At 61.8% G+C, this 19,841-nt stretch carries 20 protein-coding genes; 14 read left to right on the top strand and 6 right to left on the bottom strand.

All coding sequences use genetic code 11. The features are described 5' to 3' along the window. Positions 1-298: 298 nt before the first annotated feature. The 4 genes from SLW75_RS21760 (at position 299) to SLW75_RS21745 (ending at position 3,852) form a co-directional block, all read left to right on the top strand. Entirely contained in the window at positions 299-1,096 is a 798-nt protein-coding gene (locus SLW75_RS21760; protein WP_065988475.1) for a hydroxymethylpyrimidine/phosphomethylpyrimidine kinase, read from the top strand. Positions 1,097-1,119: 23 nt separating this feature from the next. Beyond that, the gene (gene thiE / locus SLW75_RS21755; RefSeq protein ID WP_410929872.1) at positions 1,120-1,746 is read left to right on the top strand and encodes a thiamine phosphate synthase; all 627 of its coding nucleotides are present in this window, start codon (positions 1,120-1,122) and stop codon (positions 1,744-1,746) included. Positions 1,747-1,803: 57 nt separating this feature from the next. Beyond that, positions 1,804-3,087 carry a glutamate-1-semialdehyde 2,1-aminomutase gene (gene hemL / locus SLW75_RS21750; protein ID WP_065988357.1) on the top strand — a complete coding sequence of 428 codons (1,284 nt, stop codon included), beginning with the start codon at positions 1,804-1,806 and terminating at the stop codon, positions 3,085-3,087. 198 nt (positions 3,088-3,285) lie between these two features. Further along, positions 3,286-3,852, top strand: a complete 567-nt coding sequence (locus SLW75_RS21745) for a tetratricopeptide repeat protein (RefSeq protein ID WP_065988476.1) — start codon at positions 3,286-3,288, stop codon at positions 3,850-3,852. Between the two features lie 54 nt (positions 3,853-3,906). On the opposite strand, the gene SLW75_RS21740 is transcribed toward SLW75_RS21745, so the two are convergent. Then, positions 3,907-4,233, bottom strand: a complete 327-nt coding sequence (locus tag SLW75_RS21740; protein ID WP_065988358.1) for a DUF1820 family protein — start codon at positions 4,231-4,233, stop codon at positions 3,907-3,909. 131 nt (positions 4,234-4,364) lie between these two features. On the opposite strand from SLW75_RS21740, the gene miaB reads away from it, so the two are divergent. The 5 genes from miaB (at position 4,365) to lnt (ending at position 9,890) form a co-directional block, all read left to right on the top strand. Beyond that, a complete protein-coding gene (gene miaB, locus SLW75_RS21735) occupies positions 4,365-5,693 on the top strand; it encodes a tRNA (N6-isopentenyl adenosine(37)-C2)-methylthiotransferase MiaB (RefSeq protein WP_172609812.1) in 1,329 nt (442 codons plus the stop codon). Between the two features lie 262 nt (positions 5,694-5,955). Next, entirely contained in the window at positions 5,956-6,972 is a 1,017-nt protein-coding gene (locus SLW75_RS21730; protein WP_065988359.1) for a PhoH family protein, read from the top strand. After that, complete coding sequence (gene ybeY / locus SLW75_RS21725) at positions 6,965-7,495, top strand: rRNA maturation RNase YbeY (protein ID WP_296310834.1); 531 nt, start codon at positions 6,965-6,967, stop codon at positions 7,493-7,495. The genes SLW75_RS21730 and ybeY overlap by 8 nt, the downstream gene beginning before the upstream one ends. A gap of 5 nt (positions 7,496-7,500) precedes the next feature. Beyond that, a complete protein-coding gene (locus SLW75_RS21720; protein WP_065988361.1) occupies positions 7,501-8,343 on the top strand; it encodes an HlyC/CorC family transporter in 843 nt (280 codons plus the stop codon). A gap of 26 nt (positions 8,344-8,369) precedes the next feature. Further along, on the top strand, positions 8,370-9,890 hold the full coding sequence (lnt, locus tag SLW75_RS21715; RefSeq protein WP_410935406.1) for an apolipoprotein N-acyltransferase: 1,521 nt from the start codon (positions 8,370-8,372) through the stop codon (positions 9,888-9,890). Between the two features lie 195 nt (positions 9,891-10,085). Here lnt and SLW75_RS21710 read toward each other — a convergent pair whose 3' ends face one another. Next, positions 10,086-10,895, bottom strand: a complete 810-nt coding sequence (locus SLW75_RS21710) for a YdcF family protein (protein ID WP_410935405.1) — start codon at positions 10,893-10,895, stop codon at positions 10,086-10,088. 85 nt (positions 10,896-10,980) lie between these two features. Next, positions 10,981-11,352, bottom strand: coding sequence for a hypothetical protein (locus tag SLW75_RS21705; RefSeq protein WP_065988365.1), 372 nt, complete (start codon positions 11,350-11,352; stop codon positions 10,981-10,983). A 300-nt stretch (positions 11,353-11,652) separates the two neighbouring features. Between SLW75_RS21705 and leuS the strand changes: the two genes are divergently transcribed. From leuS to SLW75_RS21680, 5 genes are all read left to right on the top strand, one after another. Beyond that, entirely contained in the window at positions 11,653-14,259 is a 2,607-nt protein-coding gene (gene leuS / locus SLW75_RS21700) for a leucine--tRNA ligase (protein WP_065988366.1), read from the top strand. A gap of 88 nt (positions 14,260-14,347) precedes the next feature. Next, a complete protein-coding gene (gene lptE, locus SLW75_RS21695) occupies positions 14,348-14,953 on the top strand; it encodes an LPS assembly lipoprotein LptE (protein ID WP_065988367.1) in 606 nt (201 codons plus the stop codon). A gap of 42 nt (positions 14,954-14,995) precedes the next feature. Further along, entirely contained in the window at positions 14,996-16,033 is a 1,038-nt protein-coding gene (gene holA, locus SLW75_RS21690; protein ID WP_410935404.1) for a DNA polymerase III subunit delta, read from the top strand. 95 nt (positions 16,034-16,128) lie between these two features. Next, complete coding sequence (gene arfA, locus SLW75_RS21685; RefSeq protein ID WP_037017982.1) at positions 16,129-16,287, top strand: alternative ribosome rescue factor ArfA; 159 nt, start codon at positions 16,129-16,131, stop codon at positions 16,285-16,287. An 86-nt stretch (positions 16,288-16,373) separates the two neighbouring features. Further along, positions 16,374-17,711 (top strand): lytic murein transglycosylase, encoded by a 1,338-nt coding sequence (locus SLW75_RS21680; protein ID WP_410935403.1) that lies wholly within the window; start codon positions 16,374-16,376, stop codon positions 17,709-17,711. 86 nt (positions 17,712-17,797) lie between these two features. Here SLW75_RS21680 and lipA read toward each other — a convergent pair whose 3' ends face one another. From lipA to SLW75_RS21665, 3 genes are read right to left on the bottom strand one after another with little or no spacing between them, the layout of a single operon-like run. After that, entirely contained in the window at positions 17,798-18,859 is a 1,062-nt protein-coding gene (lipA, locus tag SLW75_RS21675; RefSeq protein WP_065988370.1) for a lipoyl synthase, read from the bottom strand. Between the two features lies 1 nt (position 18,860). Continuing rightward, positions 18,861-19,508, bottom strand: a complete 648-nt coding sequence (gene lipB / locus SLW75_RS21670) for a lipoyl(octanoyl) transferase LipB (RefSeq protein ID WP_065988371.1) — start codon at positions 19,506-19,508, stop codon at positions 18,861-18,863. Then, positions 19,508-19,783, bottom strand: coding sequence for a DUF493 domain-containing protein (locus tag SLW75_RS21665; RefSeq protein WP_065988372.1), 276 nt, complete (start codon positions 19,781-19,783; stop codon positions 19,508-19,510). The genes lipB and SLW75_RS21665 overlap by 1 nt, the downstream gene beginning before the upstream one ends. Positions 19,784-19,841: the final 58 nt, after the last annotated feature.

The following is a 19,841-nucleotide window of genomic DNA, read 5'->3' as shown; positions in this document are numbered from 1 at the left end:
TTCACTCTTCTGGCGGAATGTATGAAGCGCCACAGGATAGCGACCGATAGCTCGATGACACCATCTAAATCTGCGCATTGTACGGGGCGGGTTTGTTCCCGTGTAGGACCGGCTTTAGCCGGGAAGGCGTCGGATGTCTCGCTGCAAAATTGATGGTGTTTGCATTGGCGCTTTCCCGGCTGAAGCCAGTCCTACTAACAGCATGCGTCCTGCCGCAAAATTGATGGTGTTTGTACTGGCGCCTTCCCGGCTGAAGCCGGTCCCACCGGCAAAAACTTTAGTGGTAAGCTCGCGCACCATGAATATCTATAGCTCCCGCCCTGTTGTCCTCTGTCTCTCCGGTCACGACCCCAGTGGCGGCGCCGGCTTGCAGGCAGATATCGAAGCCCTGCTCGCCCAGGGTTGCCACGCGGCTCCCGCCATCACCGCCCTCACTGTTCAAGACACCGTGAACGTCACTGACTTTCGCGTGCTGGATCGTGAGTGGGTGCTGGCGCAAGCCAATGCCGTGCTCAACGATTCCGTCGTCGCGGCAGTGAAGCTGGGCATGCTGGGTTCGCTGGAGATGGTCGACACCGTCGTCGAACTGCTGACGGCGCATCCGCATCTGCCCATGGTCTGCGATCCGGTGTTGCGTGCCGGTGGCGGCGGTCGGTTGGGCAAGGACGAAGTGGGTTACGCCATGCGCGAGCGTCTTTTGCCTCTGGCGACTATCGCCACGCCGAACCTGCCGGAAGCGCGCATTCTGGCTGAGCTGCCTGAAGGCACGGCCGATGAGTGCGCCGAGAAGCTGCTGCCGTTCTGTGAGCACCTGTTGATTACCGGCGGTCATGGCGACGAGCACGAAGTTCACAACCGCCTGTACATCCGCGGCGGTCAGTCACGCACCTTTACCTGTCAGCGTCTGCCGGGCAGCTATCACGGCTCCGGCTGCACACTGGCCAGCGCACTGGCGGGAAGACTGGCCCAGGGTCAGGACCTGATCGGCGCTGTGCAAATGGCGCTGGACTACACTTGGCGCACGCTGCGCGATGCCGAACAGCTGGGCCGGGGACAATTTGTTCCGCGCCGCCTGCCGCTGGATTTCTGCTCGTAACGCCACGAAAAAGAGGCACCTTGATGAGATTACGTGGCTTGTATGCCGTGACCGACAGCCAGCTGTTGGCCGGCAAATTCCTGTCTTACGTCGAAGCCGCCCTCGATGGCGGTGTGACCCTTCTGCAATACCGCGACAAATCCGGTGACGAGACCCGCCGCCTGCGCGAGGCCTCAGCGCTCCTCAAACTGTGCGAGCGCTACAAGACCCGCCTGATCATCAACGACGACGCCGAAGTGGCCGCGCGGCTGGGTGTCGGCGTGCATCTGGGGCAAACCGATGGCTCGCTGCCGGACGCCCGCGCCCTGCTCGGTCACAAAGCCATTGTCGGGGCGACCTGCCACGCGCAGCTTGAGCTGGCCGACAAGGCCAAGGCCGACGGCGCCACCTATGTCGCCTTCGGCCGCTTTTTCAATTCCCAGACCAAACCCGGCGCGCCGACCTGCAGCCTCGACCTGCTCAGCCAGGCGCGCAAGCGCATCAATCTGCCCATCGCGGTGATTGGCGGGATTACCCTGGGAAACGCCGCGCCGCTGGTGGCTCATGGCGCCGACTTGCTGGCCGTCGTGCACGGGCTGTTCGGCGCGGAAACCACCCAGGAAGTCACCCGCCGCGCCCGCGCCTTCAACGATTTGTTCAAGCCCGCCTGATTCTGAATCAGGCCGGTTACGCACTCATTCATTCCCGATTCAAACAGAGACCTCATCATGTCCCGTTCTGAAACCCTGTTCGCCAACGCCCAGAAACACATCCCCGGCGGCGTCAACTCGCCGGTCCGCGCCTTCAAAAGCGTCGGTGGCACGCCGCTGTTCTTCAAGCACGCGGTGGGCGCCTACGTCACCGATGAAGACGACAAGCGTTACGTCGATTACGTTGGCTCGTGGGGCCCGATGATTCTGGGCCACAGCCACCCGGACGTGCTGGACGCCGTGCGCAAGCAGCTGGAACACGGTCTGTCGTACGGCGCGCCGACGGCGATGGAAACCGAGATGGCCGATCTGGTCTGCTCGATCGTGCCGTCGATGGAAATGGTGCGCATGGTCAGCTCCGGCACCGAAGCGACCATGAGCGCGATCCGTCTGGCCCGCGGTTTTACCGGTCGGGACAGCATCATCAAATTCGAGGGCTGCTACCACGGCCACTCCGACAGCCTGCTGGTGAAAGCCGGTTCGGGCGCACTGACCCTGGGCGTACCGAGTTCGCCCGGCGTACCGGCGGCGTTCGCCAAGCACACGCTGACCCTGCCGTTCAACGACATCGACGCGGTCAAGACGATGCTGGCTGACGTTGGCCAGGAAGTGGCGTGCATCATCGTCGAGCCGGTGGCGGGCAACATGAACTGCGTGCCGCCCGCGCCGGGTTTCCTGCAAGGCCTGCGCGAGGCCTGCGACGAACACGGCGTGGTGCTGATTTTCGACGAAGTGATGACCGGTTTCCGCGTTGCCCTCGGCGGCGCGCAGGCGTACTACGGCGTGAAGCCGGACCTGAGCACCTTCGGCAAGATCATCGGCGGCGGCATGCCGGTCGGCTGCTTCGGCGGCAAGCGCGAAATCATGTCGCACATCGCGCCGCTGGGCCCGGTGTATCAAGCCGGTACCCTGTCGGGTAACCCGCTGGCGATGGCGGCAGGTCTAACGACTCTGCGCTTGATCAGCCGTCCGGGTTTCCACGACGAACTGACTGCGTTCACCACGCGCCTGCTGGAAGGCCTGCAACAGCGCGCCGACGCCGCCGGCATCCCGTTCGTGACCACCCAGGCGGGCGGCATGTTCGGCCTGTACTTCAGCGACGCCAAAGAAATCGTCACCTTCCAGGACGTGATGACCAGCGACGCCAATCGCTTCAAGCAATTCTTCCACCTGATGCTGGAAGGCGGCGTTTACCTGGCGCCAAGCGCCTTCGAGGCCGGCTTCACCTCCATCGCCCACGGTGACGCGGAGTTGCAGCAGACGCTGGACGCGGCAGAAAAGGCGTTCGCTCAACTGAAATGACCGGCAGACCGGGCGGAACGGATGCCGCCCGAGTGTCTACGGCCTGGTCAACCGCCCTGAATTCAGGTCTATCAAGCCCGCGCAGCAGAAAATCAGTAAAGACTTTGTAAGGTTGCCCTCGCTTATTTCATAATGCGCAGCCAGCACGTTTCGCTGGACGGGCATGCCCGCACCTTTTTCAGAGGTAAGTCGACTTCCATGAATCGCACCGGCCGCACCCTTGCATTGGGCTGCCTGTTGCTTCTTCATCCCCTGCTGGCTAATGCAGGTGGCAACTCGTTGTTGATCCCGGCGGTGGGTCGTTGCACCCTCGATACCCAGCCAGACAACCTGCCAGCAGCGTTGTCCGCTTGTCAGCAGGCGGCTCAGGATGGGGATGCGCAGGCGCAATACGAGTTGGGGGAGTTCTATTACGAGGGCAAAAGTGCGCCACGTGACTTGCCCCAGGCACTCAACTATTTCGAAAAAGCTTCGTTGCAGGGCCATGCCCAGGCGCAGTACCAGCTGGGTTTGATGTTCTTTCGTGGCGAAGGGGTGCAGGCCAACAACATTCAGGCGTATATCGTGCTGAAGATGGCGGCGGTCAACGGTTCGGAAGATGCACTGGACCAGGCGGATGAAGTGTCGGCACAGATGAAGCGCGAGGATCTCGAAGTGGCCACGCAAGTGCTCGGGCAGATCTTCCGCAAATACCTGCTGGAGCTGCAAACCGCTGAAGGACGCACACCGTTCGCGCCCTTCCCTGCCGACAGCGTCAAGCCCTGATCCCGGTGTTATTGCCGATCGCCTGTCCGGTATCGGCTACTTGTAGAGCGTCGTTTACTTGTCCGGCATGGGCATCGGAAACGGCATGACGTTGCCGGTGTGACGCGCCTCGGTGATCTTCGCTGTGCCCATCCGCTCGACTTCATCAATCCGCACGATCGAGTGCATCGGCACGAAGCTGCGTACGACACCATCGAACTGCGCCTTCAGCTTCTCTTCACTCGGGTCGACCACCACGGTGGTGCGCTCGCCGAAGACGAATTCTTCCACTTCCAGAAAACCCCACAGATCGCTCTGATAGATCTGTTTGGCGTACATCTCGAACACCTGTCCCTGGTTGAGAAAAATCACCTTGTAGATTGGAGCTTCGCGTTTGGTCATAACAGGCAGGCAGTGGTCAGCGTTTTGAAAAGGGCGCGAACTATAGCATGCCGCTGGTTAGACGACGCTAGGAAGCCGGGGCCCGCATCCCTATAATGCGCGGTTCTTTGAATCACCTGATGAACCCGCGCATGGCCAAGAAGCTTTACATCGAAACCCACGGCTGCCAGATGAACGAGTACGACAGCTCGCGCATGGTCGATCTGCTGGGCGAACATCAAGCACTGGAAGTCACCGCACGGGCGGAAGACGCCGACGTCATCCTGCTCAACACCTGTTCAATCCGCGAGCGGGCGCAGGATCGGGTGTACTCCCAGCTTGGCCGCTGGCGGGAACTGAAGCTGGCGAACCCGGAAATGGTCATCGCCGTCGGTGGCTGCGTGGCGAGTCAGGAAGGCGCGGCCATCCGCGACCGCGCACCGTACGTCGACGTGGTCTTCGGCCCGCAGACCCTGCACCGCCTGCCGGAAATGATCGACGCGGCGCGCATCACGCGCCTGCCCCAGGTTGACGTCTCGTTTCCCGAAATCGAAAAATTCGATCACCTGCCCGAGCCCCGTGTCGATGGCCCGAGCGCTTATGTGTCGGTCATGGAAGGCTGCAGCAAATACTGCACGTTCTGCGTGGTGCCTTACACCCGTGGCGAGGAAGTCAGCCGACCGTTCGACGACGTCATTAACGAGGTGCTTCATCTGGCCGAGAACGGCGTGCGTGAAGTGACCCTGCTGGGCCAGAACGTCAACGGCTATCGCGGCACAACCCACGACGGGCGCCTCGCTGATCTGGCCGAATTGATCCGCGTGGTTGCCGCCATCGACGGCATCGACCGCATTCGCTACACCACCTCGCACCCGCTGGAATTCTCCGACAGCCTGATTCAGGCCCACGCCGAAGTGCCGGAACTGGTGAAGCATCTGCATTTGCCCGTGCAATCAGGTTCCGACCGAATTCTTGCGGCGATGAAACGCAATCACACCGTGCTCGAATACAAGTCACGCCTGCGCAAGCTGCGCGCGGCGGTACCGGACATCTGCATCAGCTCCGACTTCATCGTCGGCTTCCCGGGCGAAACCGAGAAGGATCACCTGCAAACCATGAAGCTGGTTGAAGACGTCGGCATGGATTTCTCCTACTCCTTCGTTTACAGCGCGCGCCCCGGCACGCCCGCGGCTGATCTGGCCGATGACACGTCGGAAGAAGTGAAGAAAGAGCGCCTCAAGCAGCTGCAGGACCTGATCAACCGTCAGGGTTTGGATATCAGCCGCAAGATGGCCGGCACCGTGCAGCGCATTCTGGTCACCGACTATTCGAAGAAGGACCCGGGCGAATTGCAGGGCCGTACCGAGAACAACCGGATCGTCAATTTCCGCTGCGACAACCCCCGGCTGATCGGCCAGTTCACCGACGTGTACATCGACAGCGCCCAACCCCACTCGCTCCGCGGGTCGTTGTTGCAATAAGCCAAAAGCGCCCCAATGTAATCGTCACGTCTATTTTTTCGTGCAGGCCCAAGCGTTGAATCAGGTGCCGGACAGCCGCCATACGTCGGCTGCACCGGCCCGCGATTCGGCGCACGGACACGGCGGGCTGTCTGCCAAAGGGCATCCTGCCGGGCGTCTGCTGACCTCATTTACCCATTAGTGCGCGAACCCTTCCGGACACTGCCTGCAGGGGTTATCCTTCACGTCACTTCACATTGCCGTCGGGCGGCCCAAAACCACTTTGAACGCACCTATCGAACCACATCGCTTCAGCCTCGAACCTATCGAGGCTCACCGCTTCGCCAATCTGTGCGGGCAATTCGACGAGCATCTGCGCTTGATCGAACAGCGCCTGGACATCGAGATCCGCAATCGCGGAGGCCAGTTCGAGATGATCGGCGAACGCAAACAAACCACCTCGGCAGAGAACCTGCTGCGCCGGCTGTATCGGGAAACGAAAGCGACCGAGCTGTCACCGGACATGGTCCATCTGTTTCTGCAGGAATCCGGCGTCGAAGAGCTGGACAACCACCCTGCTGCCGAGGTCGGCGTCGCTTTGCGTACCAAGAAAGGCATGATTCGCCCCCGTGGCTTGAATCAGCAGCGGTACGTGAAGGAAATTCTCGCCAACGACATCAACTTCGGCATCGGCCCGGCCGGTACCGGCAAGACCTATCTGGCGGTGGCCGCTGCGGTGGATGCGCTTGAGCGCGAGACCATCCGCCGCATTCTGCTGGTGCGTCCTGCCGTAGAAGCGGGCGAAAAGCTCGGCTTCCTGCCCGGCGATCTGTCCCAGAAAATCGACCCGTACCTGCGCCCGCTGTATGACGCGCTGTACGAAATGCTCGGCTTCGAATACGTCGCCAAGCTGATCGAGAAGCAGGTGATCGAAGTCGCGCCGCTGGCGTACATGCGCGGTCGCACGCTTAACAATAGCTTCATCATTCTCGACGAGAGTCAGAACACCACCGTCGAGCAGATGAAAATGTTCCTGACCCGTATCGGCTTCGGCTCCACGGCCGTGATCACCGGTGACGTGACCCAGATCGACTTGCCCAAGGGCACGAAATCCGGTCTGAACCACGTCATTGAAGTGCTCAAGGACGTGCCGGGCATCAGCTTCACCCACTTCAAGCCCAAGGACGTCGTGCGCCACCCGCTGGTGCAGCGCATCGTCGAAGCCTACGAGCGCTACGAAGAACGCACCGACAATCCGGCCGCTCCCCACGGCTCACCGGACACTCGCCGCGATGCTTGAGCTGGATCTGCAACTTGCGAGTCAGGCCAGCGCCCCGAGCGAAGCCCAGTTCCGCCTCTGGTGTGAAATGGGCCTGCGCCAGCGTTCGGCTGACTCGGAACTGACCATTCGCCTCGTCGACGAAGCGGAAGGCCGAGAGCTGAACAACACGTGGCGGCACAAGGATTACGCCACCAACGTGTTGTCGTTTCCTGCCGACGTCCCCGACGAGATGCTGGACATTCCGTTGCTGGGCGATCTGGTCATCTGCGTGCCTGTGGTCACCCGTGAAGCCGCTGAACAGGGCAAATCACTGGATGCCCATTGGGCGCATCTGGTGATTCATGGTTGCCTGCATCTGTTGGGCTACGATCACATCGATGATGACGAAGCGGAAGAGATGGAAGCGCTGGAACGGGAGTTGCTTGCAGAACTTGGCTATCCGGATCCCTACGCAGACGACGAACCTGTCGACGCTGTTCATACAGAAGCATCGCATTCCGATACACCCCATTTAGAAACATCAGCCAAGGACCACGAGTAAGGGCTATGAGCGAAGACCGATCGAGCAACGGGCAAAAGTCATGGTTGGGCAAACTGACCCAGGCATTTGCCCATGAGCCGAAAAACCGTCAGGAGCTATTGGAGCTGCTGCGCGAAGCCCATCAGAACAAGCTGCTGGACAGTGAAGCGCTGGCCATCGTCGAGGGCGCTATCCAGGTCGCCGACCTGCAGGTCCGCGACATCATGGTGCCGCGTTCGCAGATGATCAGCATCAAGGCCAGCCAGACCCCGCGCGAATTCCTGCCGGCCGTGATCGATTCGGCGCACTCGCGCTACCCGGTCATCGGCGAAAGCCACGATGACGTGCTGGGCGTATTGCTTGCCAAAGACCTGCTGCCGCTGATTCTCAAGGAAGACGGTGGCAGCGGCGACGTGAAAAGCCTGCTGCGCCCGGCGACCTTCGTCCCTGAATCCAAGCGCCTGAACGTGCTGTTGCGGGAATTCCGCGCCAACCACAATCACATGGCCATCGTCATCGACGAATACGGCGGCGTGGCGGGTCTGGTGACCATCGAAGACGTGCTTGAGCAAATCGTCGGCGACATCGAAGACGAGCACGACGTCGAGGAAGACAGCTACATCAAGCCGCTGCCCAGTGGCGATTTCCTGGTCAAGGCGCTGACCCCGATCGAGAGCTTCAACGAGTTCTTCGACAGCGGGTTCTCCGATGACGAATTCGACACCGTCGGCGGTCTGGTGATGAACGCGTTCGGGCATCTGCCCAAGCGCAATGAAATCACCGAAATCGGCGCGTACCGTTTCCGCATCCTGAATGCCGACAGCCGTCGTATTCACTTGCTGCGCCTGAGCCCGATCAACCGCACGTAATGCCCTACCCGCTTTAAGGAATGTAAATGCGCTGGATCACCCGCCCCGGCTGGCCCGGTAACCTGCTGGCCATGGTGGCCGGCGCGTTGATTACCCTGGCCCTGGCACCGTTCGATATCTGGCCGCTGGCGATTGTCGCGCTGGTGGTTTTCTATCTCGGTCTGCGTGACCTCACACCGCGTCAGGCCCTCTGGCGCGGCTGGTCGTACGGGTTCGGCCTGTTCGGCGGCGGCACCAGCTGGATTTACGTCAGCATCCACACCTATGGCGAAGCGCCGGTCTGGCTGGCGGCTTTCCTGATGGTGCTGTTCTGCGCAGCGGTGGCGTTTTTCTTCGCCCTGCCGGCGTGGATCTGGGCCCGCTGGATCCGTCGCAACGAAGCGCCGCTGGCAGACTCTCTGGCCTTCGCAGCCCTGTGGTTCGGCCAGGAGATGTTTCGCGGCTGGTTCCTCACCGGTTTCCCCTGGCTTTATTCCGGCTACAGCCAATTGGACGGCCCTCTCAAAGGACTCGCGCCACTGGGCGGCATGTGGCTGATCTCCTTTGTGCTCGCCCTGAGTGCCGCGCTGCTGTGCAATCTGCCCCGCTTACGGACACGCGCGCCAAAATTGGCGGCAGGCATTGTGTTGCTGCTGGCGCCATGGGTTGCCGGGATGGCGCTGAAGCATCACGCCTGGACCGAGCCTTCCGGCAAGCCACTGACCGTCGCAGCCATGCAGGGCAACGTCGAACAGAGCATGAAGTGGGACCCGGCGGCGCTCAACGCGCAACTGGCGCTGTACCGCGACATGACGTTCACCTCGAAGAAAGCTGACCTGATCATCTGGCCGGAAACCGCCGTGCCTGTGCTCAAGGAATCGGTCGAAGGCTACCTGTCGGTGATGGGCAAGTTTGCGGCCGAGCGCGATTCGGCGCTGATCACCGGCGTGCCACTGCGAGAGAAAGGCACCCATGGGGAATACCGTTACTACAACGCCATTACCGTAACCGGTGAAGGCGATGGCACTTACCTGAAGCAGAAGCTCGTGCCATTTGGTGAGTACGTGCCGTTGCAGGACCTGCTGCGGGGGTTGATCGGGTTCTTCAACCTGCCGATGTCCGACTTTGCGCGCGGCCCGTCCGGGCAAGCGCTGTTGCAGGCCAAGGGTTATGAGATCGCGCCGTTTATTTGCTACGAAGTGGTGTACCCGGAGTTCGCCGCAGGGCTGTCGGCGCAAAGCGATCTGCTGCTGACGGTGAGCAATGACACGTGGTTCGGCACCTCGATCGGTCCGCTGCAGCACTTGCAGATGGCGCAGATGCGCGCCCTGGAAGCCGGCCGCTGGATGATCCGCGCCACCAACAACGGCGTCAGCGCGCTGATCGACCCGTTCGGCGAAATCACTACCACCGTGCCGCAGTTCGAGCGCGCCGTGATGTACGGCGAAGTCACCCCGATGCAAAACCTCACGCCGTACCTGCACTGGCGCTCGTGGCCGTTGATCGTGCTGTCACTGCTGCTGATCGGCTGGGCGTTCTTCGCGGGCAGGATGGCGAAGGCGGTGTGAGCCCTCGAGCGCAGCCAGCTCCCCTGACTGCGCTTGGTCCTACAACTGACCTGCACCCGCCTGACTGAATGCACGCGGACCATTAGTGGGACCGGCTTCAGCCGGGAAGAGGCCGGCACGAACACCATCAAACATGCGGTGTGACACCTGACGCTTTCCCGGCTAAAGCCGGTCCCACTAACAGCGTGCGCGGTGTCAGGGGATACGCGCTTTGACAGCGGGACCGAACGCCTGCTGCTCAGCCCACCGGTAAAACAACCGATACCCCACCAATCCCGCCGCTTCGTTGATCAATTGCCCGTTCTGCCACACCGCCCTCGCCTCCGGCGTCCAGCCACCGAACGGGCGGGCGTTGTCCACGCTCAGGAAGCCGACCGGGGCTGGAACCACGCTGAACCCGGCCTTCTCGAAACTCCAGACCGAACGCGGCATGTGCCACGCTTGGGTCACCACGACCACACGCTTGATGCCCTGGGGCAATAGGATCGCGGCCGTCATCTTGGCGTTTTCCCAGGTCGTGCGGCTTTCACCTTCCTGCCAACGGACAGTCACGCCAAAGTCGTCGCGCAGGGAGTCGGCCATGATCGCCGCCTCGCTCGGCGGCTCGCCGTAATGCAGCCCGCCGGTGGTGAGGATCGGCAGGCCCGACGCCTTCGACAGACGCGCGGCATATCTCATGCGTTCCAGCGCAACCCCCGTAGGGATGTCGGTGCCCCAGCTCGGGTCATTGCGTTCCCGGCCCGAGCCCAGAATCACGATCGCATCGGCGCGCTGGGCCAGCGTTGCCCACTCGCTCTGCGGCAGCGGCGGGATGCGCTCGATGCCCTTCGCCGACCACTCCACCACAATCGGCAGACTCATCGCGGCCATCCCGCCAACGCCCATCACGAACAGCACCCGCGCCAACACCGGTCGCCTGTTTCTCAACCACCAGGCGAGCACTAACAACAGCAGGAAAAGGCCCGGAGGCAGCAGCAGATTTTTGATGAAGTAACGAAAGGGCATCGGGCATCTCCAAAGATGCCCGAAGCCTAGAAGCAATGACGCTAAGCAGCAATGCTCGATTGGCCGGGGTCAGCCCCCGCAGAAGTTAACGCTTGAAATGTTTGCTGGAACTGTAGCGACTCAACTTTGCCGACACCTTGGCTCGGCGCTGATCCTTGAGCCAGATGACATTGGCGTGGGGATGGGACGCTCGCATCGGCTCTGAAGGCTCCCGTGAGGTGCTGGAACTTCCCCTCGTGGCGATCGGAGAATCCTCTTTGACAACGACTTCAGTTCTGCCCAGATAAGCCTCGATCAACTGAAACTCGGCGTGACTCAAGCCACGCAACTCAAGCTCAACGGGGGATTCGTTTCGAAGTCGCACCGCTGTTTTTGCCGTGTCCAGAGCCAGGCCCAGACGATCGATCAGACGGTCATACACATCAGGTTGCTCTACTTCATGCTGCAGCTCTGCCATCCGTTCACCTCACTGAAGATAAACACTTACCCCCGTCAGTGAGCTTAGCGCCACTGCAAAAACCGGCGCGATGCCGCGACCAACGGCGGATGCCGCAGATGCCGAGTCTTGAGCACGCAATCAGGGTTTCCCTCGGCTTGGTAGCCTCATGTATGCTACGGCGCTTCCTGTAAATCCACTTCCGCCCAACCGGGCATGGAAGCATCGCAATGCGGACGGCCCCGTCTGGCATGCGAAGGCTTCCTGATCCGGTCACGCCGAGAAGCGGTCAAGGGTCACTCATTTCAGCCAAAAGTAGCCATGCACGAACTCTACCAGCCCCGCGAAATCGAAGCCGCCGCCCAGACCTTCTGGGACGAGCAAAAGTCTTTTGAAGTCAGTGAACAGCCAGGCAAGGACACCTTCTACTGCCTGTCGATGTTCCCTTACCCCAGCGGCAAGCTACACATGGGTCACGTGCGCAACTACACCATCGGCGACGTGATCGCCCGCTATCAGCGCATGCAAGGCAAAAACGTGCTGCAGCCGATGGGCTGGGACGCGTTCGGCATGCCGGCGGAAAACGCCGCGATGAAGAACAACGTCGCCCCCGCCAAGTGGACCTACGAAAACATCGCCTACATGAAGAACCAGCTCAAGAGCCTGGGTCTGGCGATCGACTGGTCCCGCGAAATCACCACCTGCAAACCCGATTACTACCGCTGGGAACAATGGCTGTTCACTCGCCTGTTCCAAAAAGGCGTGATCTACCGCAAGAACGGCACCGTGAACTGGGACCCGGTCGACCAGACCGTCCTGGCCAACGAGCAAGTCATCGACGGGCGCGGCTGGCGTTCGGGCGCGGTGATCGAAAAGCGCGAAATCCCGATGTACTACTTCAAGATCACCGCCTATGCGGATGAGCTGCTGGAGAGCCTCGACGAGTTGCCGGGCTGGCCTGAACAGGTCAAGACCATGCAGCGCAACTGGATCGGCAAATCCCGCGGCATGGAAGTGCAGTTCCCGTACGACCAGGCGTCCATCGGCGAAGCCGGCACCCTGAAAGTCTTCACCACCCGCCCCGACACCCTGATGGGCGCGACCTACGTCGCCGTTGCCGCCGAGCACCCGCTGGCGACCCTCGCGGCGCAGAATAATCCCGAGCTGCAAGCGTTCATCAACGAATGCAAAAGCGGCAGCGTCGCCGAAGCCGACGTCGCTACCCAGGAAAAGAAAGGCCTGCCGACCTCGCTGTTCGTCGAACACCCGCTGACCGGCGAGAAGCTCCCGGTGTGGGTCGCCAACTACGTGCTGATGCATTACGGCGACGGTGCGGTCATGGCCGTGCCTGCACACGACGAACGCGATTTCGAGTTCGCCACCAAGTACAGCCTGCCGATCAAAGCCGTTGTGCGCACCAGCGCGGGCGATGAAACCCCTGCGCCCTGGCAGGACGCGTACGGCGAGCACGGCCAGCTCATCAATTCCGGTGAGTTCGACGGTCTGGACTTCACCGGCGCGTTCGACGCCATGGAAGCCGCGCTGCTCAAGAAAGAACTGGGCAACTCACGCACCCAGTTCCGCCTGCGCGACTGGGGTATCAGCCGCCAGCGCTACTGGGGCTGCCCGATCCCGATCATCCACTGCGACACGTGCGGCGACGTGCCTGTCCCGGAAGATCAACTCCCGGTCAAGCTGCCTGAAGACGTGGTACCGGACGGCGCGGGCTCACCGCTGGCGCGCATGCCCGAGTTCTACGAGTGCAGCTGCCCGACCTGCGGTGCGCCGGCCAAGCGCGAAACCGACACCATGGACACCTTCGTCGAGTCCTCGTGGTATTTCGCCCGCTATGCCTCGCCTCACTACGAAGGCGGCATGGTCGACCCGAAGGCCGCGAACCACTGGCTGCCGGTTGATCAGTACATCGGCGGTATCGAACACGCGATCCTGCACCTGCTGTACGCGCGCTTCTTCCACAAGCTGATGCGCGACGAAGGCCTGGTCAGCTCCAACGAGCCGTTCAAGAACCTGTTGACCCAGGGCATGGTCGTGGCCGAGACGTTCTATCGTCTGGAAGCCAACGGCAGCAAAACCTGGTTCAACCCGGCGGATGTCGAGTTCGAACGCGACAGCAAGGCCAAGATCATCGGCGCCAAGCTGATTGCCGATGGCCAGCCGGTTGAAATCGGCGGCATCGAAAAGATGGCGAAATCGAAGAACAACGGCGTCGACCCTCAGTCGATGATCGACCAGTACGGCGCCGACACCTGCCGCCTGTTCATGATGTTTGCCTCGCCGCCTGACATGAGCCTGGAGTGGTCTGACTCCGGCGTGGAAGGCTCCCACCGCTTCCTCAAGCGCGTCTGGCGTCTGGCGCAGGCTCACGTGACGGCGGGCGCTGCAGGCGCACTCGACAAAACCGCGCTGAACGACGACCAGAAGGCCATTCGCCGCTCGATCCACCTGGCCATCAAGCAGGCAGGTCAGGACGTGGGCCAGCACCACAAATTCAACACCGCTATCGCTCAGGTGATGACGCTGATGAACGTCCTGGAAAAAGCGCCGCAGGTGTCGGCTCAGGACCGCGCGCTGTTGCAGGAAGGTCTGGAGACGGTCGCCCTGCTGCTGGCGCCGATCACCCCGCACATCAGCCACCAATTGTGGGCGGCGCTGGGCCACTCAGGTCCAATCATCGACGCCGGCTGGCCTGTGGTGGATGACTCGGCACTGGTGCAGGACACGTTGCAGCTGGTGATTCAGGTCAACGGCAAGCTGCGTGGCCATATCGAGATGCCGGCCAGCGCCACCCGCGAGGAAGTCGAGGCTGCCGCACGGATCAACGAAAACGTGCTGCGCTTCATCGACGGCCTGACGATCCGCAAGGTCATCGTGGTGCCGGGCAAACTGGTGAATATCGTCGCCAGCTGACGCAATCATCGGGCGCCTGTCTGCAGGCCCCGCATAAATTTCAAGAACCCGGGATGCCGGGTTTTAACGGATTCAAGGGAGCAACAAGATGATCAAACGCAATCTGCTGGTAATGGGACTCGCGGTTCTGCTGAGCGCCTGCGGTTTCCAGCTGCGCGGCACCGGCACCAACGCCCTGTCGATCAAGGAACTGGACGTGAGCGCGCGCGACGCTTACGGCGACGTCGTCACCCAGCTGCGTCAGACCCTGACCAACAGCGGCGTGCACGTCTACACCGGCGCCCAGTACAAGCTGTTCATCGCCCGTGAAGACGAAGCCCAGCGCACGGCGAGCTACGCCGGCTCCGGTCGCTCCGCCGAATACGAGCTGACCACCGTGCTGAAGTACGAAATTCACGGCAGCAAAGATGTTCTGCTGCTCGATGACTCCGTGCAGTCGCAGAAAGTCTTTGTCCATGACGGCAACAACCTGATCGGCTCTGACCAGGAAGCCGATCAGATCCGTAAGGAAATGCGCACTGACCTCGTGCAGAAAGTGCTGGCCCGTCTGCAGCAGCTGACACCTCAGCGCCTTGACGAGCTGCAAGCCAAAGCCGACGCCGCTGCCCGCGCCCAGGCGGATGCCGAAGCCGCTGCTCAGCGCATTCGCGACGAGACGCCACAGCAGTCGCCTATCGAAATCCCGTCCAAGTGACGGCGTCGGGGCCGGTTCGCCGGCCCTGATCTTTTCTGACCCATGAAACTCGCCCCCGCCCAGCTTTCCAAACACCTTCAAGGTGCGCTTGCGCCTGTCTACATCGTCAGCGGCGATGACCCGCTGCAATGTCAGGAGGCGTGCGACGCCATCCGTGCGGCTGCGCGCCAGCAAGGCTATGACGAACGTCAGGTGTTCAGCGCCGACTCGAGCTTCGACTGGGGCACCCTGCTTCAGGCGGGCGCGAGCATGTCGCTGTTCACCGAGCGCAGGCTGCTGGAGTTGCGCCTGCCGTCCGGCAAACCCGGCGACAAAGGCGCCGCCGCACTGCTGGAATACTGCGGCCGCCCTGCCGAAGACACGCTGCTGTTGATCAGCCTGCCCAAGCTCGACGGCTCGGCGCAGAAAACCAAATGGGGCAAAGCGCTGGTCGAAGGGCCGCAGACACAGTTCGTGCAGATCTGGCCGGTGGACGCCAGCCAGTTGCCGCAATGGATTCGTCAGCGCCTGTCACAGGCCGGCCTCGCAGCGACCCCGGACGCCATCGAACTGATCGCGGCGCGGGTTGAAGGCAACTTGCTCGCCGCTGCGCAGGAAATCGAAAAGCTCAAGCTGATGGCCGAAGAAGGCCAGATCACGGTCGAGACCGTGCAGGCGGCGGTGGCCGACAGCGCGCGCTTCGATGTTTTCGGTCTGACTGACGCCATCCTAAACGGTGAAGCGGCCCACGCGCTGCGGATGCTCGAAGGCCTGCGCGGCGAAGGCGTCGAGCCTCCGGTCATTCTCTGGGCGCTGTCCCGCGAGCTTCGCGTGCTGGCCAATCTGGCGTTGCAGTTCAGTCAGGGCATCCCGCTGGACAAAGCCTTCAGCCAGGCGCGTCCGCCCATCTGGGACAAGCGCAAGCCGTTGATGAGCAAAGCCCTGCAACGCCACTCGGCGCGACGCTGGGGCCAGTTGTTGATGGACGCCCAACACATCGACGCGCAAATCAAAGGCCAGGCGCAAGGATCGGTCTGGAGCAGCCTCAGTCGTCTGACGCTGCTGATGGCGGGGCAACGGCTGGCATTGCCGGCGGAATAATCTGTAACGTTTCGATAGCTCAGGTTAATTGGACAGCGGCGCCTAACTGGCAGAATATCCCCGCTGCTCCACCCCACCACTTGAGCGAGAACGCCATGAGCAAAGCCAAAAAGCGGCCGAACAAGGCCAAATCCATCATCGCCCAGCCACTGTTCCGCAGCCGTCAGGAACAACCCGGCAAGGGCAAAGGCAGCTACCGCCGCGAAGCCTTCCAGTCTAAAAGCTGGGAGGCTTCTTCCGTTATGGCGGCTTGAAAACTTCAGGTTACTGACTGACGCCCCACCGACAGGGCCGGCATGTTAAGGTCTGCACCTTCCGGTTTAGCCCTGTGGACCCCAGAATGCCCCCAAGCTTTCCCCGTCGCTGGCACCTCCGCCAGTTGATCGCCGCTTCCAGCCTCTTCGCGCTGGTTGCCTGTGCCGAGCAGCCTACCGCTGCCGTTGCCACCCCGCTCCAGGCCGCACCCGCGGCGCAAGTCGTCAAAAGTCTGCCCGTGCCCTCCGGCGCTGTTGCGCAACCTGACGACGGTAACTTTGAAATCCAGCCCGCAATGACCTTCAGCGAGTGGCAGAGCCAGTTTCGTGCTCTCGCGCTGAACGCGGGTGTGCGCCCGGAGGTGTTTGATAACGCATTTGCCGGCGTCACGCCGGACATGAGCGTGGTCAAGGCCGATCGCAGCCAGCCGGAGTTCAGTCGTCCGGTGTGGGAATACCTCGACGGCGCCATGTCCGCCGTGCGTGTACGCAAGGGTCAGGCCCTGCTCAATCAATACGCCGACGCGCTGAGCGCCATCGAGCAGCGTTATGGCGTCGATCGCCAGGCACTGGTCGCCGTGTGGGGGATGGAGAGCAGCTTCGGTCAGTTCCAGGGCACGCAGTCGGTGATTCGCTCGCTGGCGACGCTGGCCTATGAGGGACGCCGACCACAGTTCGCCCAGGATCAACTGATCGCCGCGCTGCAGATCATTCAGCACGGCGACATCAATGCGCCGAGCATGCTGGGCTCCTGGGCTGGCGCCATGGGCCAGACGCAGTTCATACCGACGACCTACAACACCCACGCGGTGGATTTCGACGGCGACGGTCGCCGTGATATCTGGAACTCCCCCACCGACGCACTGGCCTCCACTGCACATTACCTGCAAAGCTCGGGCTGGCAGAAAGGCCAGCCCTGGGGATTCGAAGTGCAGCTGGCTCAGGGGTTTGACTACGCCCTGGCGGACGCCTCAACGCGCAAATCCATCGGCGAATGGCAGCAGCTGGGCCTGAAGCTGCCGAGCGGCTCTGCGCTGCCGGCCAATCTGCTGCAACAGCAAGCCGCCTTGCTGCTGCCTGCGGGCTATAAAGGCCCGGCCTTTCTGGTGATGGATAACTTCCGCGCCATCCTGAAGTACAACAACTCGTCGTCCTATGCGATGGCGATCGGCTTGCTGTCCGAACGATTCAGCGGCGGCGGTTATGTGCAGGGAAGCTGGCCGCGCGGTGATCGTCCGCTGAGCCGCACCGAACGTATCGAGCTGCAGACGCTGCTCTCGGCCCGACAGTACGACGCAGGCGCGCCGGACGGGATCATCGGCGCCAACACGCGCAAGGCGATTCGCAGCGCGCAGCAATCCTTTGGCTGGCCGGCGGACGGGTACCCGACCCAGGAATTGCTGCAGCAGTTACGCCAGCCGTAACTGCGCAGAATCAAACGCAACATAAAAAAAACGGGCCGGATATTTCTATCCGGCCCGTTTTGCTTTCTGCGTCAGCGACGCCGTGATCAACCCGCCGTTAGCAGCGACTTGACCAGCTTGGCTTGCTCGTCCGCATGGTACGAGGAGCGGACCAACGGGCCGGAGGCGACGTTCTTGAAGCCCATTTTGTAGCCTTCTTCGGCGAACCAGTCGAATACGTCAGGGTGCACGAAGCGCTGCACCGGCAGGTGGTTGCGCGACGGTTGCAGGTACTGACCCAGGGTCAGCATGTCGATGTTGTGCTCGCGCATGCGCTGCATGACTTCGATGACCTCTTCATCCGTCTCGCCCAGGCCCAGCATCAGCCCGGATTTGGTCGGCACGTGGGGAACCATTTCCTTGAAACGCTTGAGCAAGGTCAGCGACCACTGGTAATCCGAACCCGGACGCGCGGCCTTGTACAGGCGCGGTACGGTTTCCAGGTTGTGGTTGAAGACGTCTGGCGGCGTCGCGGCGGTGATTTCCAGCGCGATGTCCATACGGCCACGGTAATCCGGGACCAGGGTCTCCAGCTGCACGTTCGGCGACAGCAGGCGAATTTCGCGGATGCAGTCGGCGAAGTGCTGAGCGCCGCCATCGCGCAGGTCGTCACGGTCCACGGAAGTGATCACGACGTACTTGAGTTTGAGGTCAGCGATGGCGACGGCGAGGTTCTTCGGCTCATCGGTGTCCAGCGCCTTCGGACGGCCATGGCCGACGTCGCAGAACGGGCAGCGACGGGTGCAGATGTCGCCCATGATCATGAAGGTCGCGGTGCCGCCAGAGAAGCACTCGCCCAGGTTCGGGCAGGACGCCTCTTCGCACACGCTGTGCAGCTTGTGCTTGCGCAGCAGCGCTTTGATGCGGTCGACTTCCGGCGAGACCGGGATACGCACACGAATCCAGTCCGGCTTCTTGGGCAGATCGACCGTCGGAATGATCTTCACCGGGATGCGCGCGACTTTTTCGGCGCCGCGCAGCTTCACGCCGGCTTCCACTTTAGGACGCGCCACACGCTCAGGCGTGGCCACGTTCACCGTCGGGATCAGGGTTTGTACGGCATTCTCTGTATTCACGACAGTGTCAGCTGCCTCATACGCAGTAGTCATATCAATCGATTCCGCCCGTTAGGGTCGTCTGCTCAGCGTAGTCGAGGTGGTTGACGAGCTGCGCACGCAGCCGGGCACTAACCTCGGCAAATTCAATCGGACCTGCCTGTTCGCGCAGCTGGGTCATTGCCAGCCCCGCATACCCGCAGGGATTTATCCGTTTAAAAGGGTCCAGATCCATATCGACGTTCAGCGCAAGGCCATGAAACGAACAGCCGTTACGGATGCGCAGCCCCAGTGAGGCAATCTTGGCGCCGTCGACGTAGACCCCTGGCGCATCAGCCTTGGCTGTGGCGGTGACACCATAACCAGCCAGCAGGTCGATCAGGCTGTGTTCGATCCGGGTGACCAGGTCGCGAACGCCAAAGCCCAGACGGCGCACGTCCAGCAGCAGATACGCCACCAGTTGGCCGGGGCCATGATAAGTCACTTGGCCGCCGCGATCGACCTGCACCACCGGGATATCCCCCGGGAGCAATAAATGCTCGGGCTTGCCGGACTGGCCCTGGGTGAAGACCGGCGGATGCTGCACAAGCCAGACCTCATCGGCGGTTTCGCGGTCGCGGCCGTCGGTGAAGCGTTTCATGGCCTGCCAGGTGGGCTCGTAGTCGGTCAGACCGAGTTCACGAAAGCCCAGAGCCGCCCCCATCACAGCACCATGTGCACGAAGCCGGTGGCCCGCAATTCGCTGTTGATGTCGTAAAGCTGGTCTTGCCCGGTGGCAATGATGTGCAGCTGAACGGTGGTGTACTTGCCGTTGCTGCTCTGGCGCTCGGCCAGGGTTTTCATGTCAACGGTGGCGTGCTTCTCAAGAATCTCGATGACCTTGTCTTTGAAGCCCACGCCCGTGTCGCCGATGATCTTGATGGGATAGTCGGCGCAGGGAAATTCGATTTTTGGCGCTTTTACTTCGGTATCTGTCATGGCAGTAACGGCCTCGTAAGCCGGAAAACGGACAGGCCCCCGGCGCGGTCGGCGACGG

It is taken from the genome of Pseudomonas sp. W5-01, from assembly GCF_046540435.1.
Classification (GTDB): Bacteria; Pseudomonadota; Gammaproteobacteria; order Pseudomonadales; family Pseudomonadaceae; genus Aquipseudomonas; species Aquipseudomonas graminis_B.
The sequence above is the reverse complement of the archived record's forward strand: the minus strand, read 5'-3'. Positions and strand labels throughout refer to the sequence as shown.